Origin of the sequence: Pseudoalteromonas sp. S408, from assembly GCF_005886645.1 — a bacterium.
In the GTDB taxonomy this organism is placed as follows: domain Bacteria; phylum Pseudomonadota; class Gammaproteobacteria; order Enterobacterales; family Alteromonadaceae; genus Pseudoalteromonas.
On the sequence record NZ_PNDY01000001.1, the window covers coordinates 291,707 to 312,292 of the forward strand.

The following is a 20,586-nucleotide window of genomic DNA, read 5'->3' on the forward strand; positions in this document are numbered from 1 at the left end:
GCTTTGAGAATAAGCATCGAAACGTATATACTCAAAACATACTAATAATGATAATAATGCTCCCACTATGACCAAATTAGGCTTACGTGATTCTGTTTTAACTTTGACCCTGATCCCTACGGTGATCATTGGATTGCTGCTTGGTGGTTATTTTACAGTAAATCGTTACATTGAGCTTGATGAAATTTTATATCAACAAGGTGCAACTATTTCAGAGCCCTTAGCTATTGCCCTAGAGCAGCCACTTCTTGATAAAAATAAAGTATTACTTAATCGTTTAATCAGTTTTACACATAATCGCCACTCACCGTCTATTAAATCAATTGCTATATTTGACACTAACAACGAGCTGTTGATGACGAGTAATTACCACCGCTCATTTGATGAATTAATTAATCAAACGTCTCTTGAATCACTTAAAGTCACTAAAATAGAGTCCTCAAAAGATATCATCACGTTTTATACCCCCATTATTGGGCACTCTTCCCCTAACACTCAGTGGGATTCTTCTGCTTTTCAAACAACATTGGGCACGGTTATTTTACAGCTAAACAAAGATAAAGCCGTGATTGGTCAACAACGCGCCTTACTCGTTAGTGGCATTGTTATTATTTTATCTTTGGTATTGGCGGCAATTATGGCATTTAAACTTAGCCGTATGTTTATGACCCCTTTGAATAAGTTAGTACTTGCAACCGACAAGCTCGTTGAAGGAAAAAGAAGTACAGGCCTTACCGATACCATGTTAGGTGAATTTGATATTCTTCGTGAAGGGCTAAACACGATAGCCGATACCATGGTGATGCAAAAAGACGAAATGCAAAAAAATATTGACCAAGCAACCAGTGATTACCGTGAAACGCTTGAACAGTATGAAACGCAGAATATTCAGCTCACAATGGCAAAAAAAGAAGCGCAGGATGCTAACCGTGTTAAGTCTGACTTTTTAGCAAAAATGAGTCACGAGTTACGTACGCCACTCAATGGTGTAATGGGGTTTACTCGCCAGCTTTATAAAACACCACTGAACAAGCACCAAAAAGATTACCTCGATACAATCATGTTGTCGGCTAATAGCTTAATGACCATTATCAGCGATATTTTAGATTTTTCTAAACTAGAAGCTGGTGCGATGGAACTTGAGTCTATTCAATTTCAATTGCGCGATGCTGTAAACGAAGTCATGACACTGCTTGCTCCAAGCGCCCATGAAAAACAGCTTGAGCTCTCTATTTATATAAACCCGCAAGTCCCTGACGATTTAACCGGGGATCCCACTCGCTTTAAACAAGTACTTATTAATTTACTAAGTAACGCAATTAAATTTACCGAACAAGGTTCTATAAAAGTAGATATTAGCTACCGCTTACTTGATGAAGAAAGTGCCTCTGTTTTAGTGTCGGTAACAGACACTGGTGTGGGTATACCAATGGATAAACAAGATTCATTGTTTACCCCTTTTGGCCAAGCAGATTCGAGCATTACGCGTAAATTTGGGGGTACCGGCCTCGGCCTGATTATCACCAAACATATTGTTGAAGCGATGAATGGTCGAATATCGTTAAACTCAGCGCCTGGTAACGGAACATGTTTTACATTTAATAGCGTTTTTAGACTCCCTAATCACGTATTTACCAACGATCTGCCAAGTAAATCACTCATTGGTAAACGTATTTTATACTTAGAGCCACACGAGCATACTCATCATGCAGTACTGTCGTTGTTGACAGAGTGGCAAGCAAACGTAACGCCATGCTTTAACGAAGCCAGCTTTTTGTCAGCCATAGAAAATACCCAAACTAAATTTGATATTTGTTTAATAGGTCACATGGCATCGGTTGATCATATGCAACTATTAAAAGGCTATGTAAAAACAGTAAGAGACTCGACCGATTATTTATATTTAATGCTTAATACCGTTTCACATAATATGCGTGAGGCGTTTATTGGCAGCGGTGCAGATGCCTGTTTAAGTAAGCCGCTTAATCATCGTAAGCTATGCGAGGTGCTTGCTGCGCCATATAGGCTCGATCACCCTGTCCATAATATAGAGCAAAGCGAACAAAAGTTATTGCCACTCAAAGTGTTAGTTGTTGATGATAACGACGCTAATTTAAAACTGATATGTACACTGCTTGATGAGCAAGTTGAGGTCATTGATACCGCTCATAATGGTTCACAGGCTTATAGTTTAAGTAAAAGCCATAAGTACGATGTTATTTTTATGGACATTCAAATGCCAATAATGGACGGCATAACCGCGTGTAAACTTATTCAAGAGTCGTCGCTTAATGAAGACACGCCTATTATTGCGGTAACCGCACATGCATTGCATAGCGAAAAAGAACAACTACTGAAAGATGGCTTTAAAGGGTATTTAACCAAACCTATTGACGAAGATACGCTTAAACAAATTATTAGCGACCACAGCCCGCAAACGCCAATAAACCGTGACAAAAGCAAAAATGAAATACCCCAAAGCCCAGCGCCTTTTGAGAGTAGCCGAATAGATTGGCCGCTCGCATTACAACGGGCTGGTGGAAAAAACGAATTGGCGCTTGAGATGCTCAATATGCTGCTTTTAAGCGTACCAGAAACGCTGAATTTACTTACTAAAGCTATTGATGATGAAGATTGTGAACAAGTACTCAGCATTGTGCATAAATTCCATGGTGCGTGCTGCTACACTGGTGTACCAAAATTAAAATCGTTAGCTGAAACTATTGAAACTTCACTTAAAAATGAGTGCGTGCTCGAAAATATAGAGCCTGAACTTTTTGAGCTACAAGATGAGCTTGAAAACCTATTGGTTGACGCAAAAATGAATGGTAAAAATAAAAAAGACGCATTGTAATCGCGTCTTTTTTATTTTTGAATACTGACTCAAAATCAGCTAGTGTCAGCTTCGTCTTAAAAGTAAAGTTTGCTATTAAACACGCGCTTCAAGCATCAAGCGCTTCATATCTCGTACTGCTTTATCTAAGCCGTCAATGGCGGCACGCGCAATAATAGCGTGGCCTATATTTAACTCATAAATTTCTGGCATTGCGGCTATTGGTTTTACATTATGGTAGTTTAAACCATGCCCTGCGTTCACAATTAGACCTAAACTTGCTGCGTATTGTACACCTTGACGAATGTGCTCAAGCTCTTTGCTTAAGTCACTATCGTTTGTAGCATCTGCGTAAGCACCGGTGTGTATTTCTACATAAGGTGCGCCACAGGCTTTTGCAGCATCTAATTGTGCAGTATCCGCGTCAATGAATAATGAGACTTTGATGCCTGCATCGGTAAGGGTTTTAGTTGCCGCTTTTATTTTGTCTATGTTACCCGCAACGTCTAAACCGCCTTCTGTAGTTAATTCCTCACGTTTTTCTGGTACCAAACAAACATACTCAGGCATTACCTCAAGAGCAATAGCAATCATTTCATCAGTTACTGCTGTTTCGAGGTTCATACGCGTTTGAATTGTTTTTGCCATTACATATACGTCACGATCTTGAATGTGACGGCGGTCTTCACGTAAATGAATGGTAATGCCATCTGCACCGGCGTGCTCAGCAACGCTCGCTGCATGCGCTGGGTCGGGATAAGTTGTGCCTCGTGCTTGGCGAAGCGTTGCAATATGATCAACGTTTACACCCAAAAGAATATCTTTCATTATTTTACCTGTAAAATTACGTTTATTGAGAGGCCGTAAATAATTCACGACTTTTTAATGGCTTATTACCTAGTAAAGGTTTTAGTAAATAGCGACTTAACTGTTTTGCCATATATAACACATCTTTTCGACTAAAGTCATGATTTGCTATTGCTTGGAGCTGTTCACCGCTAAAGCCTGAGCGGGTATCTTCTTGAATAACAAACCCAAGCTCAGGAAAATAACTATACGTAAGCGCTTCATCTATTGGCTCACCATTGGTATCAAAACTAAAATCAACACCGTAACCCAATAATTCGAGTAATTGAAATTCGTAAGAACGCAAAACAGATTGCAAATCGGCACCACTGTTTAAGTTTTCTAAATGAGATTTATAAAGCTCATAAGCTTGTTCTATTGGCTCATTAACAGGCACTATTCTGTTTGTTAACTCGTTTAAATAAAAACCACAATAAAGCTCATCACCTGATAGAAAAAGCGGTGCGCCGTGCAGCTCAAATTTATTAATGTATTTTAAATCGTACTTACCACTGTAGTGAACAAGTAGAGGTTGAAAAGGCTGTAATTGCGCTTTATGTTTAGTGGCCTGGCGGCCACTAATTCTTGCGATCATTCTAAGCTGACCGACTCCTTCTACTAGCATATCAAGCATTACTTGTGAGTCACTATAAGGACGTCGGTGTAATAAGTATGCGGTATAGAAGTCACTATCCATAAAGTAGGCTACTTATTGTCTTAGTCTTCACCGTAGCCTAGGCTTCTAAGGGCACGTTCATCATCAGCCCAGCCAGATTTAACCTTTACCCAAAGCTCTAAAAATACTTTGTTATCAAGCATTTCTTCTAGATCTTTTCGAGCTTCACGGCCAATCACTTTTAGCTTTTCGCCTTTGTTACCAATAACCATGCGCTTTTGTGTTTCACGTTCAACTAAAATTAACCCGTTGATATGCCAAACACCGTTTTCTTGCCATTTAAACTGTTCTATTTCAACAGTGACCGAGTAAGGTAGTTCTTCACCCATAAAACGCATTAGCTTTTCACGGATCACTTCGGCAGCCATAAAACGCATCGAGCGATCGGTTACGTAGTCATCTGGAAAATAAAACTCACATGGCGGAAGACGCTTTGTTACTTCATCTTTAATAAGGTCGATATTTTTACCTTGCTTTGCCGAAACCGGCATAATGCTTACAAAGTCAAACTTATCGCCTAATAACTTCATATGAGGAAGCACTAAATCACGGTCTTTTACTTGGTCAATTTTATTAATGACCAACATCACTGGTTTACCGCTTTGCGATACTTTATTTAGTACCATTTCATCATCAGCAGTCCAGTGCGTTCCTTCAACCACAAAAATAATCAGTTCTACGTCACCAATTGAACTAGATGCAGCACGGTTCATTAAACGGTTAATTGCGCGCTTTTCTTCTATGTGAAGTCCCGGCGTATCAACATAAACAGCTTGATACTTACCTTCTGTATGAATACCCATAATACGGTGGCGCGTTGTTTGCGGCTTACGAGAGGTAATACTTACTTTTTGCTCAATAATCTCATTGAGTAAAGTCGATTTACCTACGTTAGGACGTCCTACAATGGCAATCATGCCACAAAATGTATCAACATCGCCTTCATGAGGTTGTATTAGGGTATCAAGATTCATTTTTAATTATCTTCAATGCTTTTTCAGCAGCTTTTTGTTCAGCCTTACGGCGTGAGCTACCAACAGAAATTATGCTATCCATTCCATCAACAATACATTCAACCGTGAATGTTTGATTGTGCGCTTGGCCTTTTGTATCAACCACAGTGTAACCTGGTAAAGGCAGTTTGCGACCTTGTAGATGCTCTTGCAGCAGGGTCTTCGGATCTTTTTGGTTAAGCCCTGGTGAAATAGCATCTAAGCGTGATTCGTACCACGATAAAATAAGCTCGCTGCATCGCTCAATACCTGAATCTAAAAACGCAGCACCAATGATGGCTTCTACTGCATCGGCAAGTGTTGATTCGCGGCGGAACCCACCACTTTTTAGCTCACCGGGACCTAAACGTAAGTAATCACCTAAACCAAATTCAACACCAAACTCAGCAAGTGTTTGACCACGTACCAGTGTTGAACGCATGCGGCTTAAGTCGCCTTCTCGTGCCTTTGGAAATTTGGCATAAAGTGCATTGGCAATAACAAAACTCAAAATTGAGTCGCCTAAAAACTCTAAGCGCTCATTATGTTGACCTTTGTGGCTACGGTGTGTCATTGCCTGTTCAAGTAAACCTTGATCAGAAAACTCGTAGCCGATTTTGTTGTATAACTCTGTTACATTTTTTTTCATTGTTACTGAATATTACCTAGGCGTTCAAAGCGAACACCAGTTGGAACCCATCCTGGTAAAACATCATCAGGGCCATTCTCAAATTCAAAACTCATCCATATAAAGACAGCTTTCCCCACCAAGTTTTCTTTTGGTACAAATCCCCAGAATCGACCATCTTCACTATTATCTCGGTTGTCACCCATCATAAAATAGTGGTCTGCGGGTACAATCCACTCATCGGTGCGAGTACCAGCTTGTCTGAAGTAGCGACCTTTTTTCTCTGGAACCTCAGGGTAAATTAAAATATCGTGACCATCTTCTGTGAGCGATTCATTTATTCGAACCGATTCCATGCCTTTTAGCATAAATTCGCCTCTATCTTTCACTTCCATGTCAATCTTGTTGTACTCACCACATTGTAAGTTACTGCGGCTTACTTCACCTTCAGCACACTTTGGCTGAATGTATAGGTGTTTATCGCGGTATACAACCTTATCGCCAGGTAGCCCTATTGTTCTTTTAATGTAGTCAATTGTTTCATTACCAGGAAACTTAAAAACAACAATATCACCACGTTCAGGCTCGTCCATCTCAACTAATTGAGTGCGCCAAACAGGGTCTTTTATACCGTATGAATACTTTTGTACTAAAATAAAATCGCCCACCAATAGTGTTGGCATCATCGAACCTGACGGAATTTGAAAAGGTTCAAATATAAACGATCTGAAAATAGTAATAGCAGCAATCATCGGAAAAATCGATTTTGCAGTTTCAGTTAATACTGGCTCTGGTGCAATTAATGCTGCTGTTTCATCATCTAACTTTGCGCCAGCAGACGTTTGCGCTAACGCTAAACGCTCTTGCCTTTTTGGTGCATACAGTAAGTGGTCTATTAACCATATTAAGCCTGAGCCTAAGGTTAACAGCACCAATAAAATTGAAAAGTAACCAGCCATTTATAATCCTTTGTTGTTATTTGCCAACTTTCAGAATAGCTAAAAACGCCTCTTGAGGTACTTCAACATTACCTACTTGTTTCATGCGTTTTTTACCATCTTTTTGTTTTTTGAGTAGCTTTTTCTTACGACTCACATCACCACCGTAACATTTAGCAATTACGTTTTTACGTAGTTGTTTTACAGTTGTACGCGCAATAACATGCTGACCAATCGCGGCTTGAATTGCGATATCAAACATTTGACGCGGAATAAGCTCTTTAAGCGCATCAGCAAGCTGACGACCACGTGATTGCGCACTGTCTCTGTGTGCAATAATTGCTAGCGCATCAACACGTTCACCATTAATTAAAATGTCAACGCGAACCATGTCTGATGTTTGAAAGTGCTTAAAGTTATAATCAAGTGATGCAAAACCACGGCTAGTAGATTTAAGCTTATCAAAGAAATCCATTACCACTTCAGCCATTGGTAACTCATACGTTACTGCAACTTGCTTACCATGATAAGTCATTTTAGTTTGACTACCGCGCTTTTCTATACATAGAGTAATGACATTACCTAAGTATTCTTGCGGCACTAATATATTTGCCTCAACAATCGGCTCACGAATTTCTACAATGTCATTAACTGCAGGTAAATCAGACGGATTATCGATTTGGAAAGTGCGCTCGTCTTTCGTTACTATTTCGTAAATTACCGTTGGAGCAGTTGTAATCAAGTCAATATCGTATTCACGCTCTAAACGCTCTTGAATAATTTCCATATGGAGCATACCCAAAAAGCCACAACGAAAACCAAAGCCAAGTGCCGTTGAGTTTTCTGGCTCAAAGAATAACGACGCATCGTTCAAGCTTAGCTTGTTAAGGGCATCGCGGAATGATTCATACTCGTCAGACGCTATTGGGAACATACCTGCATAAACTTGCGGTTTAATTTTTTGAAAGCCAGGTAAACGCTGTGGCGCTGCGTTTCTTTGATGCGTAATCGTATCACCAACTGGTGCACCGTGAATTTCTTTAATGCCCGCAATAACAAAGCCTACTTCACCGGTACGTAAAATCCCTGTATTGGTTTGCTTAGGTGTAAATATACCCACTTGATCGGCTGTATGAATGTGCTCGTTAGACATGATTTTAATTTTGTCGCCCGTACGTAGCTCACCGTGCTTAATGCGCACAAGCGATACAACACCTTGGTATGGGTCAAACCATGAATCAATAATTAGCGCTTGAAGAGGCTCGTCTTTTTCGCCGACTGGTGGCGGAATGTCCTTAACGATCATTTCGAGCACTTCGGCAATACCAACCCCGGTTTTAGCACTACACTGAACAGCGTCTAGGGCATCAATACCAATAATTTCTTCAATTTCTTCAGCAACACGCAGTGGATCTGCTTGCGGTAAATCAATTTTGTTTAATACTGGAATTACTTCCAAGTCCATTTCTATCGCGGTGTAACAGTTTGCTAAAGTTTGCGCTTCAACGCCTTGTCCTGCATCAACAACTAATAATGCGCCTTCACATGCAGCTAAAGAACGCGATACTTCATAGGTAAAGTCAACGTGTCCTGGTGTATCAATGAAATTAAGTTGGTATGTTTCGCCGTCATTTGCTTTGTAGTTCAACGTTACACTTTGCGCTTTAATGGTAATACCACGTTCGCGCTCAATATCCATTGAATCTAAAACTTGTTTTTGCATTTCACGGTCGGTTAAACCGCCACAAACTTGAATCAAACGATCTGAAAGGGTCGATTTACCGTGGTCAATATGGGCGATTATCGAAAAATTACGGATATGCTTCATAAACTGAGTTCAATACTTCTTAATTAAAGGACTAAATATGGATACCTAAGTGACTTGCAAATACTTGCTTTAGCATGTTTTTGTTAATTAATTTAACAACATACATAATGACGAAAAATGATACAAACAATCAATAACTGATAACACAACAACTGCTCTGGTTAACTTTTATTACACTGCTTTAAATCACGACTTCCTGTATTTCCAAGTTACTTGGGTATAAAGCGCCAATTTTACATTTAATTGGCGTCAATCACCATCTATTTGAGTTAAAGGGATACTAATTGGATGAATTTTTACTACTTTTATATCGTGTTTCAGCGATTTAACCCGTGTTTTAGCAATATAAAACCCCAAAAGCCCCCCCAAAACAGCTGCTAGTATTTGCCAACCTTCGCCCATTATTAATAACTCAGACGTTACAAGTGCAAAAATAAGACTTAAAAACAGCGGCAACATATAAACAGCAAACGCATGTTTTACCATATGGCTATCATCAAGGGATAAAGTGACCTTCTGCCCTATTTCGACAGGAGACTCAAATTTATAAGGAAGTGTTTTTTTTGCAGTACCAAATAATTTACTAAATACCTGAGAGCCACAACGACCGTTGCAGCCAGCGCAAGCTTGCTTTTGCTCGGCTTCTAAATGCGCTGTGTGGCCACTAAGGGCCACAACAGTAAGAGTTTGTTCAATCATAACAATCCTTGCGAATCGTTTATAATGCGCGCGTAACAGATTCGGCTATAGCCTTAGCGGTTAAACTTGGCACATTACCAACAACCGATACATCAAAATTACCGCCATTATGCACATAAACCGTAGTGGCGCCAGAGGTGAGTGCACCACTTAAGCGCTTGCCTGGTAGTGGTCGCTGAATAAACACAGATATCTCAACAAACCCATCTGAATAAAGGTAGTAATCCGTTAACTCATTGTTTAAATCGAGTTTATGCCTGTCAGACTTAAGTAATTCAAAACCAGCTGGTAACCAGCTTATCTCCCAATTAGTTGAAGAACTATCAACTCCTTCCAATTCGTTTTCAGGTAGTGGTGTAGGGAAGTTTCGATTTAATACTTCAAGTAGCATTGGTGCTGGTTGCTCAGTCACACTAATATGGGTTAATTGAAGCTGTTCAAGTGCTTCACCCTGATGGTTAACATACGCAGCTTTTAATAGCAGCGCAGACTCCATATCAAGCCAAATCCAGTAGTTATACTTGTGCTCGTCTTTTGACTCTATGCGCACTAACTGCGCTGCCCTACCTGCAATACGGCCTTTTCCGCCTAATACAAAATCATAGTGTTCACTTAATTGCTGTATATCTTTAAAAAGAACTTCAGGGATAGGGCCTGCAATTGAATCTGTTTTAAGCGAGTAAGGCTCAGACTGTGGCTCAAAATAAGTTACCTGGTCGTTAACTCTAATCATTTCAAGGCCAGCGCCATTGAGCAAACTTAAGTGTTCGAGTTCAGTTTCACCTTGTTTGGCGTGCACCCATCGGTAGGGTTCCATTGATTTACCTTTAACAACAACAAATGAGGCGTCAAAGTTACGATTATGGACAGCATTGGCCATTTCTAATAATAGCGTTTTGGCAGGGTTTGTGTCGTTGGCAACGGCAGTAAAGCTTAGTACCAACGACAGAACAAAAGTAATTACTTTCATTTAATTAGTTTTTTTCCTCTTGCGCTTTTGTTTCATTTTGCGCTGTTTGAAGAGAGTTAGCAACACGTGCTTGACGCTGATGCTCTAACACTAACGCACCAATGCGTTGTTGTTGTAACTCACGCAAACCTTGCTCTGCGTTATCAAGGGCTGGCGCTGATGAGTAGCTCACTGGTGACGCCATGCCTGTTAACGGTGTGGTTTGAAGTAATGGAATTTCATTTTGCTGTGGATCACTTTGCGGCAAAGTACTCACTCCCACAATCGCAAACATTGCCACGCTTGCAGCTATTGCAAGCTGCGCAACAGGTTTACGCCAGTTAAATGACACTACGTTATTTTGTTCTTTTTTATCAGCTACTTGAGACTGCCCTTTTGACTGAGTAAAGTCAGCGTAAACAGGCTCGCTTTCTAGTGCTAATGCAACGCGTTCGCTAATATCAATATGGATGTCGTGGTTATTTTTTTGAGCACGCATTGCATCACCAATTAACGCATAACGACCAAACGTAGAAACATCTTGCTCTGCAATTTTTGCATCAGCTAGGTGCTGCTCGCCATCAAGTAATGCAGATAACGATTCGTTATCTAACTTGTTAAGGTGTGCTTTTGTCATACTAAGACTCGCCTATTAATGGGTTTAATTTGTTATCAATTGCTTCACGGGCACGAAATATACGCGAACGTACTGTACCTACAGGGCAATCCATTACCACAGCTATTTCCTCATAGCTCATACCCTCAATTTCTCTGAGAGTTATTGCGGTTTTAAGGTCTTCAGGCAAACTATCAATTGTATTAAAAATTACAGCGCGAACCTCTTCACTCAATAAAAGGTTCTCAGGTGATGCGTTTGAACGCATGGAGTCACCACAATCATAAAATTCAGCTTCTTCGGCGTCAATATCATTGGCTGGCGGCTTACGCCCCTGCGCAACTAGATAATTTTTAGCACAATTAACGGCAATACGGTATAACCAAGTATAGAAAGCGCTATCGCCTCTAAAGTTGGGAAGTGCACGGTAAGCTTTTATAAAAGCCTCTTGCGCTACATCAGCAATATCACCTTGGTTTGATACATAACGAGAAATCAAACCTGCAATTTTGTTTTGATACTTCTTTACTAATAGATTGAAGGCATTTTTATCGCCCTGCTGCACTCTTCTTACTAGCACTAAATCCAATTCCTGCTCGCTCATTCGAGCCGGTACTCCTATGTCTGATTTTTGCTTGTTATTCATATTATCGCCATTGTTCACAAATACTCTGACCCCGACATGAATAAAAAGTTCTGCTTAATATTATTTTTATATAAAATAGTTCATAAATAACGGCGCTAAGCCATTAAAATCACTACGTAGTGGTATGACAAATATGATACAACTACTGATATTAAAAACAAATACTGCTTTATTTAAGCATTGTAACCGCAAAGTACCCCTGACATGAACCAAAATAAACATCACATCGCAGATGTCGCTATTATCGGAAGCGGCGCGGCTGGCTTATCTCTTGCCTTATCTTTAGCTAACTATTGTAACGTGACCGTTATTAGTAAAGGTGCGCTTACCGAAGGCTCTACACTTTATGCACAAGGTGGCATAGCCGCAGTATTTGATAAACAAAATGACAGTATTGAATCGCATGTCGAAGATACCCTCGATGCTGGCGGCGGCCTATGTGACCGTAAAGCAGTTCATTATACAGCGAGTAATGCACACGATTGCCTACAATGGCTAATTGACCAAGGCGTGCCTTTTGACATGGAGTTTGACAGCAAAGGCAAAGAACGTTTTCACTTAACGCGCGAGGGCGGACATAGCCATCGTCGAATTTTACATGCAGCCGATGCTACAGGTAAAGCCGTTCAAACAACGTTAATAAGCCAAGTAAAATTACATAAAAATATCACCCTACTTGAGCAATATAATGCAATTGATTTAATCACTGATAAAAATACAGGCCGAACAGGTACACACGTAGAGGGTATGTATGTGTGGAACAAAAAAGCTAAAAAAGTCGAAACTATATCAGCTAAATTTGTAGCGCTTGCCACCGGTGGAGCAAGTAAGGTGTACTTATATACATCTAACCCTGATGTATCGAGCGGTGATGGTATTGCGATGGCTTGGCGAGCTGGCTGTAAAGTGGCTAATATGGAGTTTAACCAATTTCACCCCACCAGCTTATATCATCCAGAATTACAAAACTTTTTAATTACCGAAGCAATGCGCGGTGAAGGCGCTTATTTAAAACGCCCCGACGGTACCCGCTTTATGAAAGACTTTGACGAGCGCGAAGAGTTAGCTCCTCGTGACATAGTGGCTCGTGCAATTGATTTTGAAATGAAACGCTTAGGTGCAAATTGTGTTTATTTAGATATTAGTCACAAAGATAAAGAGTTTATTATTGAGCACTTCCCTACCATTTATGCAAAATGCTTAAGTGTTGGGTTAGATATCACAAAAGAAGCGATTCCGGTTGTCCCTGCCGCACACTATACTTGCGGTGGTGTAATGACCGACTTCAACGGTAAAACAGATTTAGATAATCTTTATGCCGTGGGTGAAGTTGCCTACACCGGTTTGCACGGTGCAAACCGAATGGCAAGCAACTCATTGTTAGAATGCATTGTGTTTGCCCATGCCGCAGCAAAAGATATTTTAAGCAAAATTGAACATGCGCCAGAGCCAATGACCTTGCCACAATGGGATGAAAGCCGCGTAACTAACTCTGACGAAGAAATAGTCATCACTCATAATTGGCATGAGCTACGTCTGTTTATGTGGGATTATGTTGGTATTGTTCGTTCAACTAAACGCTTAGAGCGCGCATTGCATCGCGTTGAGCTGCTGCAACAAGAAATACACGATTATTATGCTAACTTTAGAGTAAGTAACAACTTGCTAGAACTACGTAATTTAGTACAAGTGGCAGAGTTAATAATTAGAAGTGCCATGCAAAGAAAAGAAAGTAGAGGGCTTCATTACACAATTGATTACCCTGATCAAAACGAAAACCCAACTCCTACTATTTTGACTCCTGAGCGCCATTAACAGCGCTCAAAACAGCTCGTTTTAATCGGGCATAACTTTGCTTATCAACACCATTGGCTGAAATAATAAGCCAATGGTTGCTACTAAATCCTTTTATAAATAGCCAAACACTGCCCGTTAACACTCTGCTTTTGGTACTTATTTGCCCTTCTACTTTATAAGCGTGATTTTCGAATCTAAACAAGTTGGGCTCTAAAATAATCACGCCCATGTGCGGTTGGCATACAGTTATTTTACGCTCTACTAAAATCCCAGCGATTAGATTGGCAATCACACAAATTATAATAGACAGAACAGAATTTAAAAATAAGCACATTATTAATGTAAGCACACAAAAAAAGACCACAATGGGTTTGTGGTCTGCTTTATTATTTTTTACTGTGAACCTATACACGAACTCTGTTTAATATAAGTTGAACCATGCTATTGAGCTGCTCGTCTTCACATTTTTCATGCCCCATAAACCATGCAAATAAATCTGGGTCTTCTTGTGTTAGCAAGCGCTGAAATGTAGCTTGTTGCTCTGCATTTAAAGAGTCGTATGCTTCTTCTACAAACGGCATAAACAAAACATCTAGCTCTAACATACCACGACGACAAGCCCAACGAATACGTGCTTTACTATGAATTTCAACCATTTTAAACCTCATACTGAATTGACTCGAGTTTAACAAACACAAGCCGGTTTAGCAGCTATTAATCAACTATAAAATAAATACACCCCTGCGGGTGCTTGTCTGTACCATACGTAACAACTGCGTTATTATGTCACTTCATTTGTATTGCAAAGAAGGTTTTTATGTCTAGCGTTTACGCATGTCCGTTATCTCACCAACTTATTAGCCTTACAGGTGCTGATAAATTATCTTATCTGCACGGGCAAATTACTCAAGATCTAAATAAATTAACCACCAGCAATTTTTTATGGACCGGTCACTGCAGTGCCAAAGGAAAACTTTGGGGTGTATTTAAGCTCTTTTCTCACCAAGACAGTTATTACTTATCTGGCAGCAGTGCCGAGGTAGAGCAATCATTAGTTGAGCTAAAAAAATACGCTGTATTTGCAAAAGTAGACATAGGCGCGTCTTCAAAACGCCTCATTGGTCTTATTGGTGATGACTTATCCGCTACATTAGATGAGCTAAATATTACCTTTAACGAAAGCACTTCAGCATGCGATTTTGCAAGCGGTAAGGCATTAAAACTGGCTAATAACCGAGTTCTGCTTATGGTCGATAACCAGTTTGCAGTACCTGACACTGTTTCTACGCTCGATAATGATACCCCATGGCAACAAGCAGCAATTTTAGCTGGCGAACCACAACTCAACAGTGATGCAATTGGTGAATATGTGCCGCAAATGGTTAATTTACAAGCCATTGGTGGAATCAGCTTTAAAAAAGGCTGCTATACAGGGCAAGAAACTGTAGCCCGTATGAAATACCTTGGTAAAAATAAGCGAGCCATGTATATCGTATCAGGCCAAAGTGAAAGTATGCTGGACGAACCCGAACTTGAAGTACAACTGGGTGAAAACTGGCGTCGTGCTGGTAAGCTTATTGCGCAAAGCTTTGATGAAAAAACAAAGATCTTAACTGGCCTTGTTGTGTTGCCAAACGATACTGAAACAACGCAAGTACTTCGTGCAAAACACGCGCCTCAGGTAGAGCTAAACATTCTGCCTCTGCCCTACTCTTTAGATGATGAATAAATAGGAATGACTATGATCGTTGCGGCAAACAAAGTGGTAAAAATGCATTATTCAGTGATGGATAATGATGGTAACAGCATTGATAACTCGTTCGGTGGTGAGCCGCTACATTTTATTGTGGGTACTGGTTATCTAATTTCAGGCCTTGAAAACGCACTACTAGGTAAGCAACCTGGTGACACGCTAAGCGTAAAAGTAGAACCTGAAGATGGTTACGGTGAACGCCATGACAACCTAATGCAAGCTGTACCAAAGTCGATGTTCGATGGTATGGAAATTGAAGTGGGTATGCAATTTCGTGCATCAACAGATGATGGCGACCAATCAGTAATGATTATTGATATCCAAGATGAAGAGGTCATTGTTGATGGCAATAACCCGCTTGCAGGTATTACACTAAACTTCGATGTTGAAATACTTGAAGTACGAGATGCAACAGCTGATGAGCTTACCCATGGCCATGTACATGGCGAAGGTGGTTGTGGTCACGACCACTAATAAAACCTCTTATAAAAAAAGCGCCTAAGGCGCTTTTTTTATATCATATTATTACGTTTAACCACCTTGGGGTCACTTTGTTGCTTTTTAGGCTGTGCCACTGGTACGTTCTGTTTTTTAAGTGCGTCTAGTAACCCTTGTTGGTCGTTTGTACCCACTCTATACAAGGTGCCATCGTTAAGCGTTAGCTGAACAGCACTAAATCCAGACACAGTATAAACCCACCCATCGTGAGTTATACGAATACCAATACCATGCCTGTAAGAGTTTTGAACTGCTTTCGCCTCAGAAATATCGCTAAGCGTAATTTGCTGGCCTGCAACACCAGGGCCAAATCCCCAGCTAATTGTTTTATCGTTTACTTTAACTGTTAAGCCATGAAACAAAAAGCCCACCAGTATCAATACACCTGCAAAAATAATTAACGGCCAATCTGCCCCAATTAAATTCCACGCTAAAGCAACAAAGCCACCAATCCAGGTCAAAACAAAAAAGATAAACACCGCATACTGTTTATGCTGATACATATTATTCTCTAATTAAATAAAATACTTAAAAGCTATACACCAAAGTAGCACTGAGCTCAGAATCAAACTTAAGTTTATCATCTTCTGGTTTTGAATTATAACGATACATATAAGCAAACTTAAGAGACACCGCCCCTATAACCTGGCTAATCAGCGCAGTTTCAGATTTTAATCGTGAATTTAACCCTGACAATGACTGCTCTATACTCACATCTTGATTAAAACGTGTTCGTTTTGAAACCAGTCGCTCCCATTGCATAGCAACACGAAGTAAGTAACCGGTTTTATTTTCTTCGCTTTCACTTACCGTTGAGTCTTCATCAGCTACCGAACGGTACAAACCAGGCCCTATATCAATATCTACTTTGTTCTTGGTGCCCTGATAAACACGCGCACCATACCCTGTTGCAATGGTGCTTTTAAATTTAAGGCCACTAAACTGATCTTCCTCGTAATCGCCATAAATAAAAAACGATGAATTTTTAACGCCTACTTTGTAGTTACCTTGTGCAGATACAAACACACGGTTTGCAGTTACGTCGCTGTCTCCAGTGTCGTCATTTTCGTCGCGCTTATAAAGGGAGTCAATTTTGAATTGGTTTCGCCACTTTTCAAAATCTTGGTAAAGGTTACCTTTGAGCTTAAAGCTGGTTGAATTGATATTACCCCTAGACAAAATAAACCCAAACTCAGTATCGCCATAAAGCATTTCGCCTTTGTGTAAATCATGAATTTCTTCGTCAGAAAGCTGCCCATACTCATGAAAATCTTCAAATGGATCAACAGCCCAGCAAGAGCCACTAATTAAAATAAAAATTAAAAATAAATACTTACGCAAAATTCTATCTCGCCACTTAATCAAAAATAAACAAACAGCAGGGCTTATTCACTTTCTTTCCATAAAATATGGCAAAACGGGGCGTCTTTATCACGGCTAATTAAAATTTTTGCAAATAGCACATCTTCATTATCAAACTCTAAACCCACTAGCACTTGAATAAAGTGTTCTGGCTCAATTTCAAGCGCAACAAAATCTTGCCACTGGTCGTCCGGTTCATCTTCTTCAATAAAGCCAAGATCTTCTCGGTACTCATTAAAGTTTTCAACGTCATCATCACTTAAGTTACTCGGTGCTAACTCTAAAAAAATATCATAAGCTTGATGTGTTGCTTCTTCGATTGTAAATAAACGTGGACCCGACATATCTGCGTAACCTTAACCTTAATAATTGCCGCTATGTTATCAAATCTGATTACCTATTTGATAAAAAAGCGTTTAAAAACCTGACTTTTTTAACCTCAAATCACACTTTATGTATTATCAAAATAAAACCAAGTAATTCAGACTGCCCATTTGCAAATAAATTCAATCTATTTTAAAAACCACATCACTTTACTTCCCTTTTGTAACCGCATAAGCTCAAGCAACAGGTCAGAGGAGTTGATAATGATAAAACTAGAAAAACAAGACGGTATTGCAACGGTTACCTTGAGTCGTGCCGACAAACAAAATGCATTAAACTTTGCCATGTTTGTGTCGTTAAATAACACGATTAAAAACATAAAAAAGGATCGTACTATTCGTGCAGTGATTATAAAAGGTGATGGCGAACATTTTTGTTCAGGGCTTGATATTACCGCGGTTATGGCCTCACCTGTAAATATAATAAAATTACTGTTTAAATGGTTACCCGGCAACCAAAACTTAGCGCAAAAAGTTGTACTAGGGTGGCAATCGTTAAGCGTACCTGTTATTGCACAAATCAATGGCAACTGCTTAGGGGGTGGGTTACAAATAGCGTTAGGAGCAGATTACAGAATTGTACACAATGACGCCAAGCTAGCCATCATGGAAGCTCGCTGGGGGCTTTGCCCTGACATGGGGGCAAATGTAATAATGGGCGGACTAGTTAAACGCGACCAAGCACTTTTTCTTGCAAGCCATGCAACCCCTATAACCGCAGAGCAAGCAAACGAGCTAGGGCTCGTCACACAGCTAACAAACAACACAGAACTTGCTACCCAAACACTGCTAAGTACATTACTTGAACGCTCACCTGATACCCTAGCTGCTATTAAGCGTATTACTCAATTAAGCTATCAGTCACAGCAACGAAAAATACTCGCAAAAGAAACTAGGAGTCAAATTCGTTTACTAACAAACCCAAATACAAAAAAAGCCATCGCAAAAGCAAAGGGTAAATCCGATATAAAATACAACAACGCTAAGCGGTGGTAATTAAATCGGCGTTAATACTAAGGGACAATGTACACATTGTTATTGGTTGTTAAACTAAAAGCCCTCTATAAAATTGAGTAATAATGATGAAATACCTGTTAAGTAGCGCAATCATTTTGCTGTGTTTAGCCTGTGCTAAACTTATTATGCATATTACAGGAGGCAGCTTCCCTGCCCCTTTACTCGCTATGGTTATTTTATTAGTGTTACTGCTAGCAGGTATAGTAAAAGAGGAATATTTAAAACCCTGCGCCTCTCCAATTTTAAATGTGATGCCTATTTTTTTTATTCCCGCTGGCGTTGGCTTTATTGAACATCTAAACCTTATAAAATCTAACTGGCCTTTTTTAATGTCTGTTATTTTTATTGTGCCAGCAAGTACATTATTGTTAGTTAGCTCAGTAATGGTTTTTTTCAAAAGTAGAAAAAACAATGACTGAATTAAAACCTGACCTTTGGTGGTTGTGTGTGCCTATCATTATTGCTTTGTTTTTACTGCTTAGGGCGTTTAATACACGCATGGAAAACAGTGCTTTAAAGTCAATTACAAACCCTGTTTTTTTAAGTATTGCCGTTATTGCTTTGCTATTGATTAACTTTAACCTACCTTATTCTGAATTTGCCCATCATAGCCAACTACTAAGCTGGCTTTTAGAACCCGCCATAGTGGCTTTAGCACTGCCTTTATATCAGCAATTTATTCATGTTCGTAAAAATCTATTACTCATATTAGGCACTTGCAGTTTAGGTATAGTAAATGCCACCTTTGTGGCTTTTTTATTAAGTGTATTTTTTAAGGTCCCTTCAGAGCTTAGTGCCTCAGTAGCAGCGCTTAGCGTTACCACGCCTATTTCGTTAATTGTTACGGATTCACTGGGAGGGATCAGCTCTTTAGCCGCCGCTATGGTTATTTTTATTGGCTTACTAGGGGCATTATTTGGTTTCATGCTGTTTAGACTGGTAAAAATAGGCAGTCATGAATCCCAAGGTGTTGCAATGGGTACGGCCTGTCACGCTATTGGTACAGCAGCGGCGCTTGCTGAACACGCTAAAGTAGGCGCATTTTCATCGGTCGCTATGGCACTCAGTGCGTTATTAACTGCCATAATAGTCCCACTTCTCTATCCTTTTTTAGTAAACAGTTTGCTATAGTTTACAAAAATTTAATTACACGAGCTAAAAGCCCATAATGATCAGTTCTGAAATCGAACAATTTGAAAAATATTACACCATGCTCACTGAGTATTTAGTTACCTACAGCATGCAAATTGTAGGAGCTGTTTTTATATTGTTGGTAGGCCTGTGGGTAGCACAAAAGCTATCTAAAATAGTCGCCAACATAATGACACGCCACAACATAGACATAACACTAACAAACTTTGTCAGCAGCGTTGTAAAAGTACTGCTTATTGTGATGGTAATTGTTATTGTGCTCGGCAAAATAGGCATTAGTGTAACGCCATTTGTTGCCGCCATTGGTGCTGCCTCTTTGGGCGCGGGCTTAGCACTACAAGGCATGCTATCAAACTACGGGGCTGGCCTTGCAATTATAGCCACTCGCCCATTTGTGGTTGGTGACACCATTGAAGTAAAAGGCGTCAGCGGGCAAGTAAAAACAATAGAGCTTGGTTACACCATACTCATCAACGAAGAGAAAGTTGAAATAACAATCCCAAACAAACACATTGTGGGTGAAATTATTCATAACTCATTTAGTTATTCTTTAGTAAAAGGTGAGATTGATATTGCCTATAGCGCCTGTTCAAATACCGCTATTAGCCTAATAGAAGGTGTTTTAAATGCACACGAAGGCGTTGCTAAAAACCCCACATCGCAAATAGGTATTGAGCAATTTGCCGATAGCGGCGTTACCATTAGTTACCGATACTGGGTACCTACTACGAAAATTATAGAAACAAAGTTAGCTATAAACGGCGGTGTATACAAAGCCATTAACGACGCTAATATCGAAATACCTTTCCCGCAACGTGTTGTTACTATAAATAAAAACGACTCATAACTTTAAATATAACGCTGGTCTAGCCAAGGGCTGGCGTTAAAATAACTCAACACCACTGACTAAAAGTCATATTGGTTTGTTATTTTTTCTGTACTATTAAGTTACAGCTTAAAAAGCCGATACATT

Annotated in this window: 23 protein-coding genes; 8 read left to right on the forward strand and 15 right to left on the reverse strand. The window is 39.8% G+C overall.

Annotation, left to right across the window (positions count from 1 at the left end; translation table 11 throughout):
• The first annotated feature begins 67 nt into the window (after window positions 1–67).
• Window positions 68–2,854, forward strand: coding sequence for a two-component sensor histidine kinase BarA (barA, locus tag CWB62_RS01470; RefSeq protein ID WP_138528812.1), 2,787 nt, complete (start codon window positions 68–70; stop codon window positions 2,852–2,854).
• A 75-nt stretch (window positions 2,855–2,929) separates the two neighbouring features.
• Here barA and pdxJ read toward each other — a convergent pair whose 3' ends face one another.
• The 10 genes from pdxJ to rpoE form a co-directional block, all read right to left on the reverse strand.
• Window positions 2,930–3,661, reverse strand: a complete 732-nt coding sequence (pdxJ, locus tag CWB62_RS01475) for a pyridoxine 5'-phosphate synthase (RefSeq protein ID WP_138528814.1) — start codon at window positions 3,659–3,661, stop codon at window positions 2,930–2,932.
• Between the two features lie 22 nt (window positions 3,662–3,683).
• Entirely contained in the window at window positions 3,684–4,376 is a 693-nt protein-coding gene (gene recO / locus CWB62_RS01480) for a DNA repair protein RecO (RefSeq protein WP_058550913.1), read from the reverse strand.
• A gap of 20 nt (window positions 4,377–4,396) precedes the next feature.
• Window positions 4,397–5,329, reverse strand: a complete 933-nt coding sequence (gene era, locus CWB62_RS01485; protein ID WP_058402986.1) for a GTPase Era — start codon at window positions 5,327–5,329, stop codon at window positions 4,397–4,399.
• Window positions 5,319–5,996, reverse strand: coding sequence for a ribonuclease III (gene rnc, locus CWB62_RS01490; RefSeq protein ID WP_006794149.1), 678 nt, complete (start codon window positions 5,994–5,996; stop codon window positions 5,319–5,321). The genes era and rnc overlap by 11 nt, the downstream gene beginning before the upstream one ends.
• A gap of 2 nt (window positions 5,997–5,998) precedes the next feature.
• Window positions 5,999–6,934 carry a signal peptidase I gene (lepB, locus tag CWB62_RS01495; RefSeq protein WP_138528816.1) on the reverse strand — a complete coding sequence of 312 codons (936 nt, stop codon included), beginning with the start codon at window positions 6,932–6,934 and terminating at the stop codon, window positions 5,999–6,001.
• Window positions 6,935–6,950: 16 nt separating this feature from the next.
• Window positions 6,951–8,741: a translation elongation factor 4 gene (gene lepA, locus CWB62_RS01500; RefSeq protein WP_138528818.1), complete on the reverse strand. Its 1,791-nt coding sequence runs from the start codon at window positions 8,739–8,741 to the stop codon at window positions 6,951–6,953.
• Window positions 8,742–8,990: 249 nt separating this feature from the next.
• Window positions 8,991–9,440: a SoxR reducing system RseC family protein gene (locus CWB62_RS01505; protein ID WP_138528820.1), complete on the reverse strand. Its 450-nt coding sequence runs from the start codon at window positions 9,438–9,440 to the stop codon at window positions 8,991–8,993.
• 19 nt (window positions 9,441–9,459) lie between these two features.
• Window positions 9,460–10,410: a MucB/RseB C-terminal domain-containing protein gene (locus tag CWB62_RS01510; protein ID WP_058402990.1), complete on the reverse strand. Its 951-nt coding sequence runs from the start codon at window positions 10,408–10,410 to the stop codon at window positions 9,460–9,462.
• Between the two features lie 4 nt (window positions 10,411–10,414).
• The gene (locus CWB62_RS01515) at window positions 10,415–11,026 is read right to left on the reverse strand and encodes a sigma-E factor negative regulatory protein (RefSeq protein WP_138528822.1); all 612 of its coding nucleotides are present in this window, start codon (window positions 11,024–11,026) and stop codon (window positions 10,415–10,417) included.
• A 1-nt stretch (window position 11,027) separates the two neighbouring features.
• A complete protein-coding gene (gene rpoE, locus CWB62_RS01520) occupies window positions 11,028–11,609 on the reverse strand; it encodes an RNA polymerase sigma factor RpoE (RefSeq protein WP_006794143.1) in 582 nt (193 codons plus the stop codon).
• A 246-nt stretch (window positions 11,610–11,855) separates the two neighbouring features.
• Between rpoE and nadB the strand changes: the two genes are divergently transcribed.
• A complete protein-coding gene (gene nadB, locus CWB62_RS01525) occupies window positions 11,856–13,466 on the forward strand; it encodes an L-aspartate oxidase (RefSeq protein WP_058402992.1) in 1,611 nt (536 codons plus the stop codon).
• Here the strand turns inward: nadB and CWB62_RS01530 are convergent.
• The gene (locus CWB62_RS01530; protein WP_138528824.1) at window positions 13,441–13,797 is read right to left on the reverse strand and encodes a hypothetical protein; all 357 of its coding nucleotides are present in this window, start codon (window positions 13,795–13,797) and stop codon (window positions 13,441–13,443) included. The two genes, nadB and CWB62_RS01530, sit on opposite strands and share 26 nt — an antisense overlap.
• Window positions 13,798–13,852: 55 nt before the next feature.
• The gene (locus tag CWB62_RS01535) at window positions 13,853–14,104 is read right to left on the reverse strand and encodes an FAD assembly factor SdhE (RefSeq protein WP_138528826.1); all 252 of its coding nucleotides are present in this window, start codon (window positions 14,102–14,104) and stop codon (window positions 13,853–13,855) included.
• Between the two features lie 161 nt (window positions 14,105–14,265).
• Between CWB62_RS01535 and ygfZ the strand changes: the two genes are divergently transcribed.
• Complete coding sequence (gene ygfZ, locus CWB62_RS01540) at window positions 14,266–15,177, forward strand: tRNA-modifying protein YgfZ (RefSeq protein WP_138528828.1); 912 nt, start codon at window positions 14,266–14,268, stop codon at window positions 15,175–15,177.
• A gap of 12 nt (window positions 15,178–15,189) precedes the next feature.
• The gene (locus tag CWB62_RS01545) at window positions 15,190–15,675 is read left to right on the forward strand and encodes an FKBP-type peptidyl-prolyl cis-trans isomerase (RefSeq protein WP_008132774.1); all 486 of its coding nucleotides are present in this window, start codon (window positions 15,190–15,192) and stop codon (window positions 15,673–15,675) included.
• Window positions 15,676–15,713: 38 nt separating this feature from the next.
• Here the strand turns inward: CWB62_RS01545 and CWB62_RS01550 are convergent, their stop codons facing one another.
• The 3 genes from CWB62_RS01550 to CWB62_RS01560 are packed head-to-tail and all read right to left on the reverse strand — an operon-like array spanning window position 15,714 to window position 17,405.
• Window positions 15,714–16,202 carry a hypothetical protein gene (locus CWB62_RS01550; RefSeq protein WP_138528830.1) on the reverse strand — a complete coding sequence of 163 codons (489 nt, stop codon included), beginning with the start codon at window positions 16,200–16,202 and terminating at the stop codon, window positions 15,714–15,716.
• A 25-nt stretch (window positions 16,203–16,227) separates the two neighbouring features.
• Window positions 16,228–17,040, reverse strand: a complete 813-nt coding sequence (locus CWB62_RS01555) for a DUF481 domain-containing protein (protein ID WP_058403321.1) — start codon at window positions 17,038–17,040, stop codon at window positions 16,228–16,230.
• 44 nt (window positions 17,041–17,084) lie between these two features.
• Window positions 17,085–17,405 carry an HI1450 family dsDNA-mimic protein gene (locus tag CWB62_RS01560; RefSeq protein ID WP_006794135.1) on the reverse strand — a complete coding sequence of 107 codons (321 nt, stop codon included), beginning with the start codon at window positions 17,403–17,405 and terminating at the stop codon, window positions 17,085–17,087.
• A gap of 243 nt (window positions 17,406–17,648) precedes the next feature.
• Between CWB62_RS01560 and CWB62_RS01565 the strand changes: the two genes are divergently transcribed.
• The 4 genes from CWB62_RS01565 to CWB62_RS01580 all read left to right on the forward strand — a co-directional run bounded on the left by CWB62_RS01565 (window position 17,649) and on the right by CWB62_RS01580 (window position 20,460).
• Entirely contained in the window at window positions 17,649–18,440 is a 792-nt protein-coding gene (locus CWB62_RS01565; protein WP_138528832.1) for a crotonase/enoyl-CoA hydratase family protein, read from the forward strand.
• Window positions 18,441–18,526: 86 nt separating this feature from the next.
• Entirely contained in the window at window positions 18,527–18,880 is a 354-nt protein-coding gene (locus CWB62_RS01570) for a CidA/LrgA family protein (protein ID WP_138528911.1), read from the forward strand.
• Window positions 18,873–19,592 (forward strand): LrgB family protein, encoded by a 720-nt coding sequence (locus CWB62_RS01575; RefSeq protein ID WP_138528834.1) that lies wholly within the window; start codon window positions 18,873–18,875, stop codon window positions 19,590–19,592. Before CWB62_RS01570 ends, CWB62_RS01575 begins: the two co-directional genes overlap by 8 nt.
• Before the next feature lie 37 nt (window positions 19,593–19,629).
• Window positions 19,630–20,460 carry a mechanosensitive ion channel family protein gene (locus tag CWB62_RS01580; RefSeq protein WP_058403000.1) on the forward strand — a complete coding sequence of 277 codons (831 nt, stop codon included), beginning with the start codon at window positions 19,630–19,632 and terminating at the stop codon, window positions 20,458–20,460.
• The last annotated feature ends 126 nt before the right edge of the window (window positions 20,461–20,586 follow it).

Coding starts and splice junctions, on each gene's coding strand:
- barA (WP_138528812.1), top strand. CDS start 68: ATGACCAAATTAGGCTTACGTGATTCTGTTTTAACTTTGACCCTGATC.
- pdxJ (WP_138528814.1), bottom strand. CDS start 3,661: ATGAAAGATATTCTTTTGGGTGTAAACGTTGATCATATTGCAACGCTT.
- recO (WP_058550913.1), bottom strand. CDS start 4,376: ATGGATAGTGACTTCTATACCGCATACTTATTACACCGACGTCCTTAT.
- era (WP_058402986.1), bottom strand. CDS start 5,329: ATGAATCTTGATACCCTAATACAACCTCATGAAGGCGATGTTGATACA.
- rnc (WP_006794149.1), bottom strand. CDS start 5,996: ATGAAAAAAAATGTAACAGAGTTATACAACAAAATCGGCTACGAGTTT.
- lepB (WP_138528816.1), bottom strand. CDS start 6,934: ATGGCTGGTTACTTTTCAATTTTATTGGTGCTGTTAACCTTAGGCTCA.
- lepA (WP_138528818.1), bottom strand. CDS start 8,741: ATGAAGCATATCCGTAATTTTTCGATAATCGCCCATATTGACCACGGT.
- CWB62_RS01505 (WP_138528820.1), bottom strand. CDS start 9,440: ATGATTGAACAAACTCTTACTGTTGTGGCCCTTAGTGGCCACACAGCG.
- CWB62_RS01510 (WP_058402990.1), bottom strand. CDS start 10,410: ATGAAAGTAATTACTTTTGTTCTGTCGTTGGTACTAAGCTTTACTGCC.
- CWB62_RS01515 (WP_138528822.1), bottom strand. CDS start 11,026: ATGACAAAAGCACACCTTAACAAGTTAGATAACGAATCGTTATCTGCA.
- rpoE (WP_006794143.1), bottom strand. CDS start 11,609: ATGAGCGAGCAGGAATTGGATTTAGTGCTAGTAAGAAGAGTGCAGCAG.
- nadB (WP_058402992.1), top strand. CDS start 11,856: ATGAACCAAAATAAACATCACATCGCAGATGTCGCTATTATCGGAAGC.
- CWB62_RS01535 (WP_138528826.1), bottom strand. CDS start 14,104: ATGGTTGAAATTCATAGTAAAGCACGTATTCGTTGGGCTTGTCGTCGT.
- ygfZ (WP_138528828.1), top strand. CDS start 14,266: ATGTCTAGCGTTTACGCATGTCCGTTATCTCACCAACTTATTAGCCTT.
- CWB62_RS01545 (WP_008132774.1), top strand. CDS start 15,190: ATGATCGTTGCGGCAAACAAAGTGGTAAAAATGCATTATTCAGTGATG.
- CWB62_RS01550 (WP_138528830.1), bottom strand. CDS start 16,202: ATGTATCAGCATAAACAGTATGCGGTGTTTATCTTTTTTGTTTTGACC.
- CWB62_RS01560 (WP_006794135.1), bottom strand. CDS start 17,405: ATGTCGGGTCCACGTTTATTTACAATCGAAGAAGCAACACATCAAGCT.
- CWB62_RS01565 (WP_138528832.1), top strand. CDS start 17,649: ATGATAAAACTAGAAAAACAAGACGGTATTGCAACGGTTACCTTGAGT.
- CWB62_RS01570 (WP_138528911.1), top strand. CDS start 18,527: ATGAAATACCTGTTAAGTAGCGCAATCATTTTGCTGTGTTTAGCCTGT.
- CWB62_RS01575 (WP_138528834.1), top strand. CDS start 18,873: ATGACTGAATTAAAACCTGACCTTTGGTGGTTGTGTGTGCCTATCATT.
- CWB62_RS01580 (WP_058403000.1), top strand. CDS start 19,630: ATGATCAGTTCTGAAATCGAACAATTTGAAAAATATTACACCATGCTC.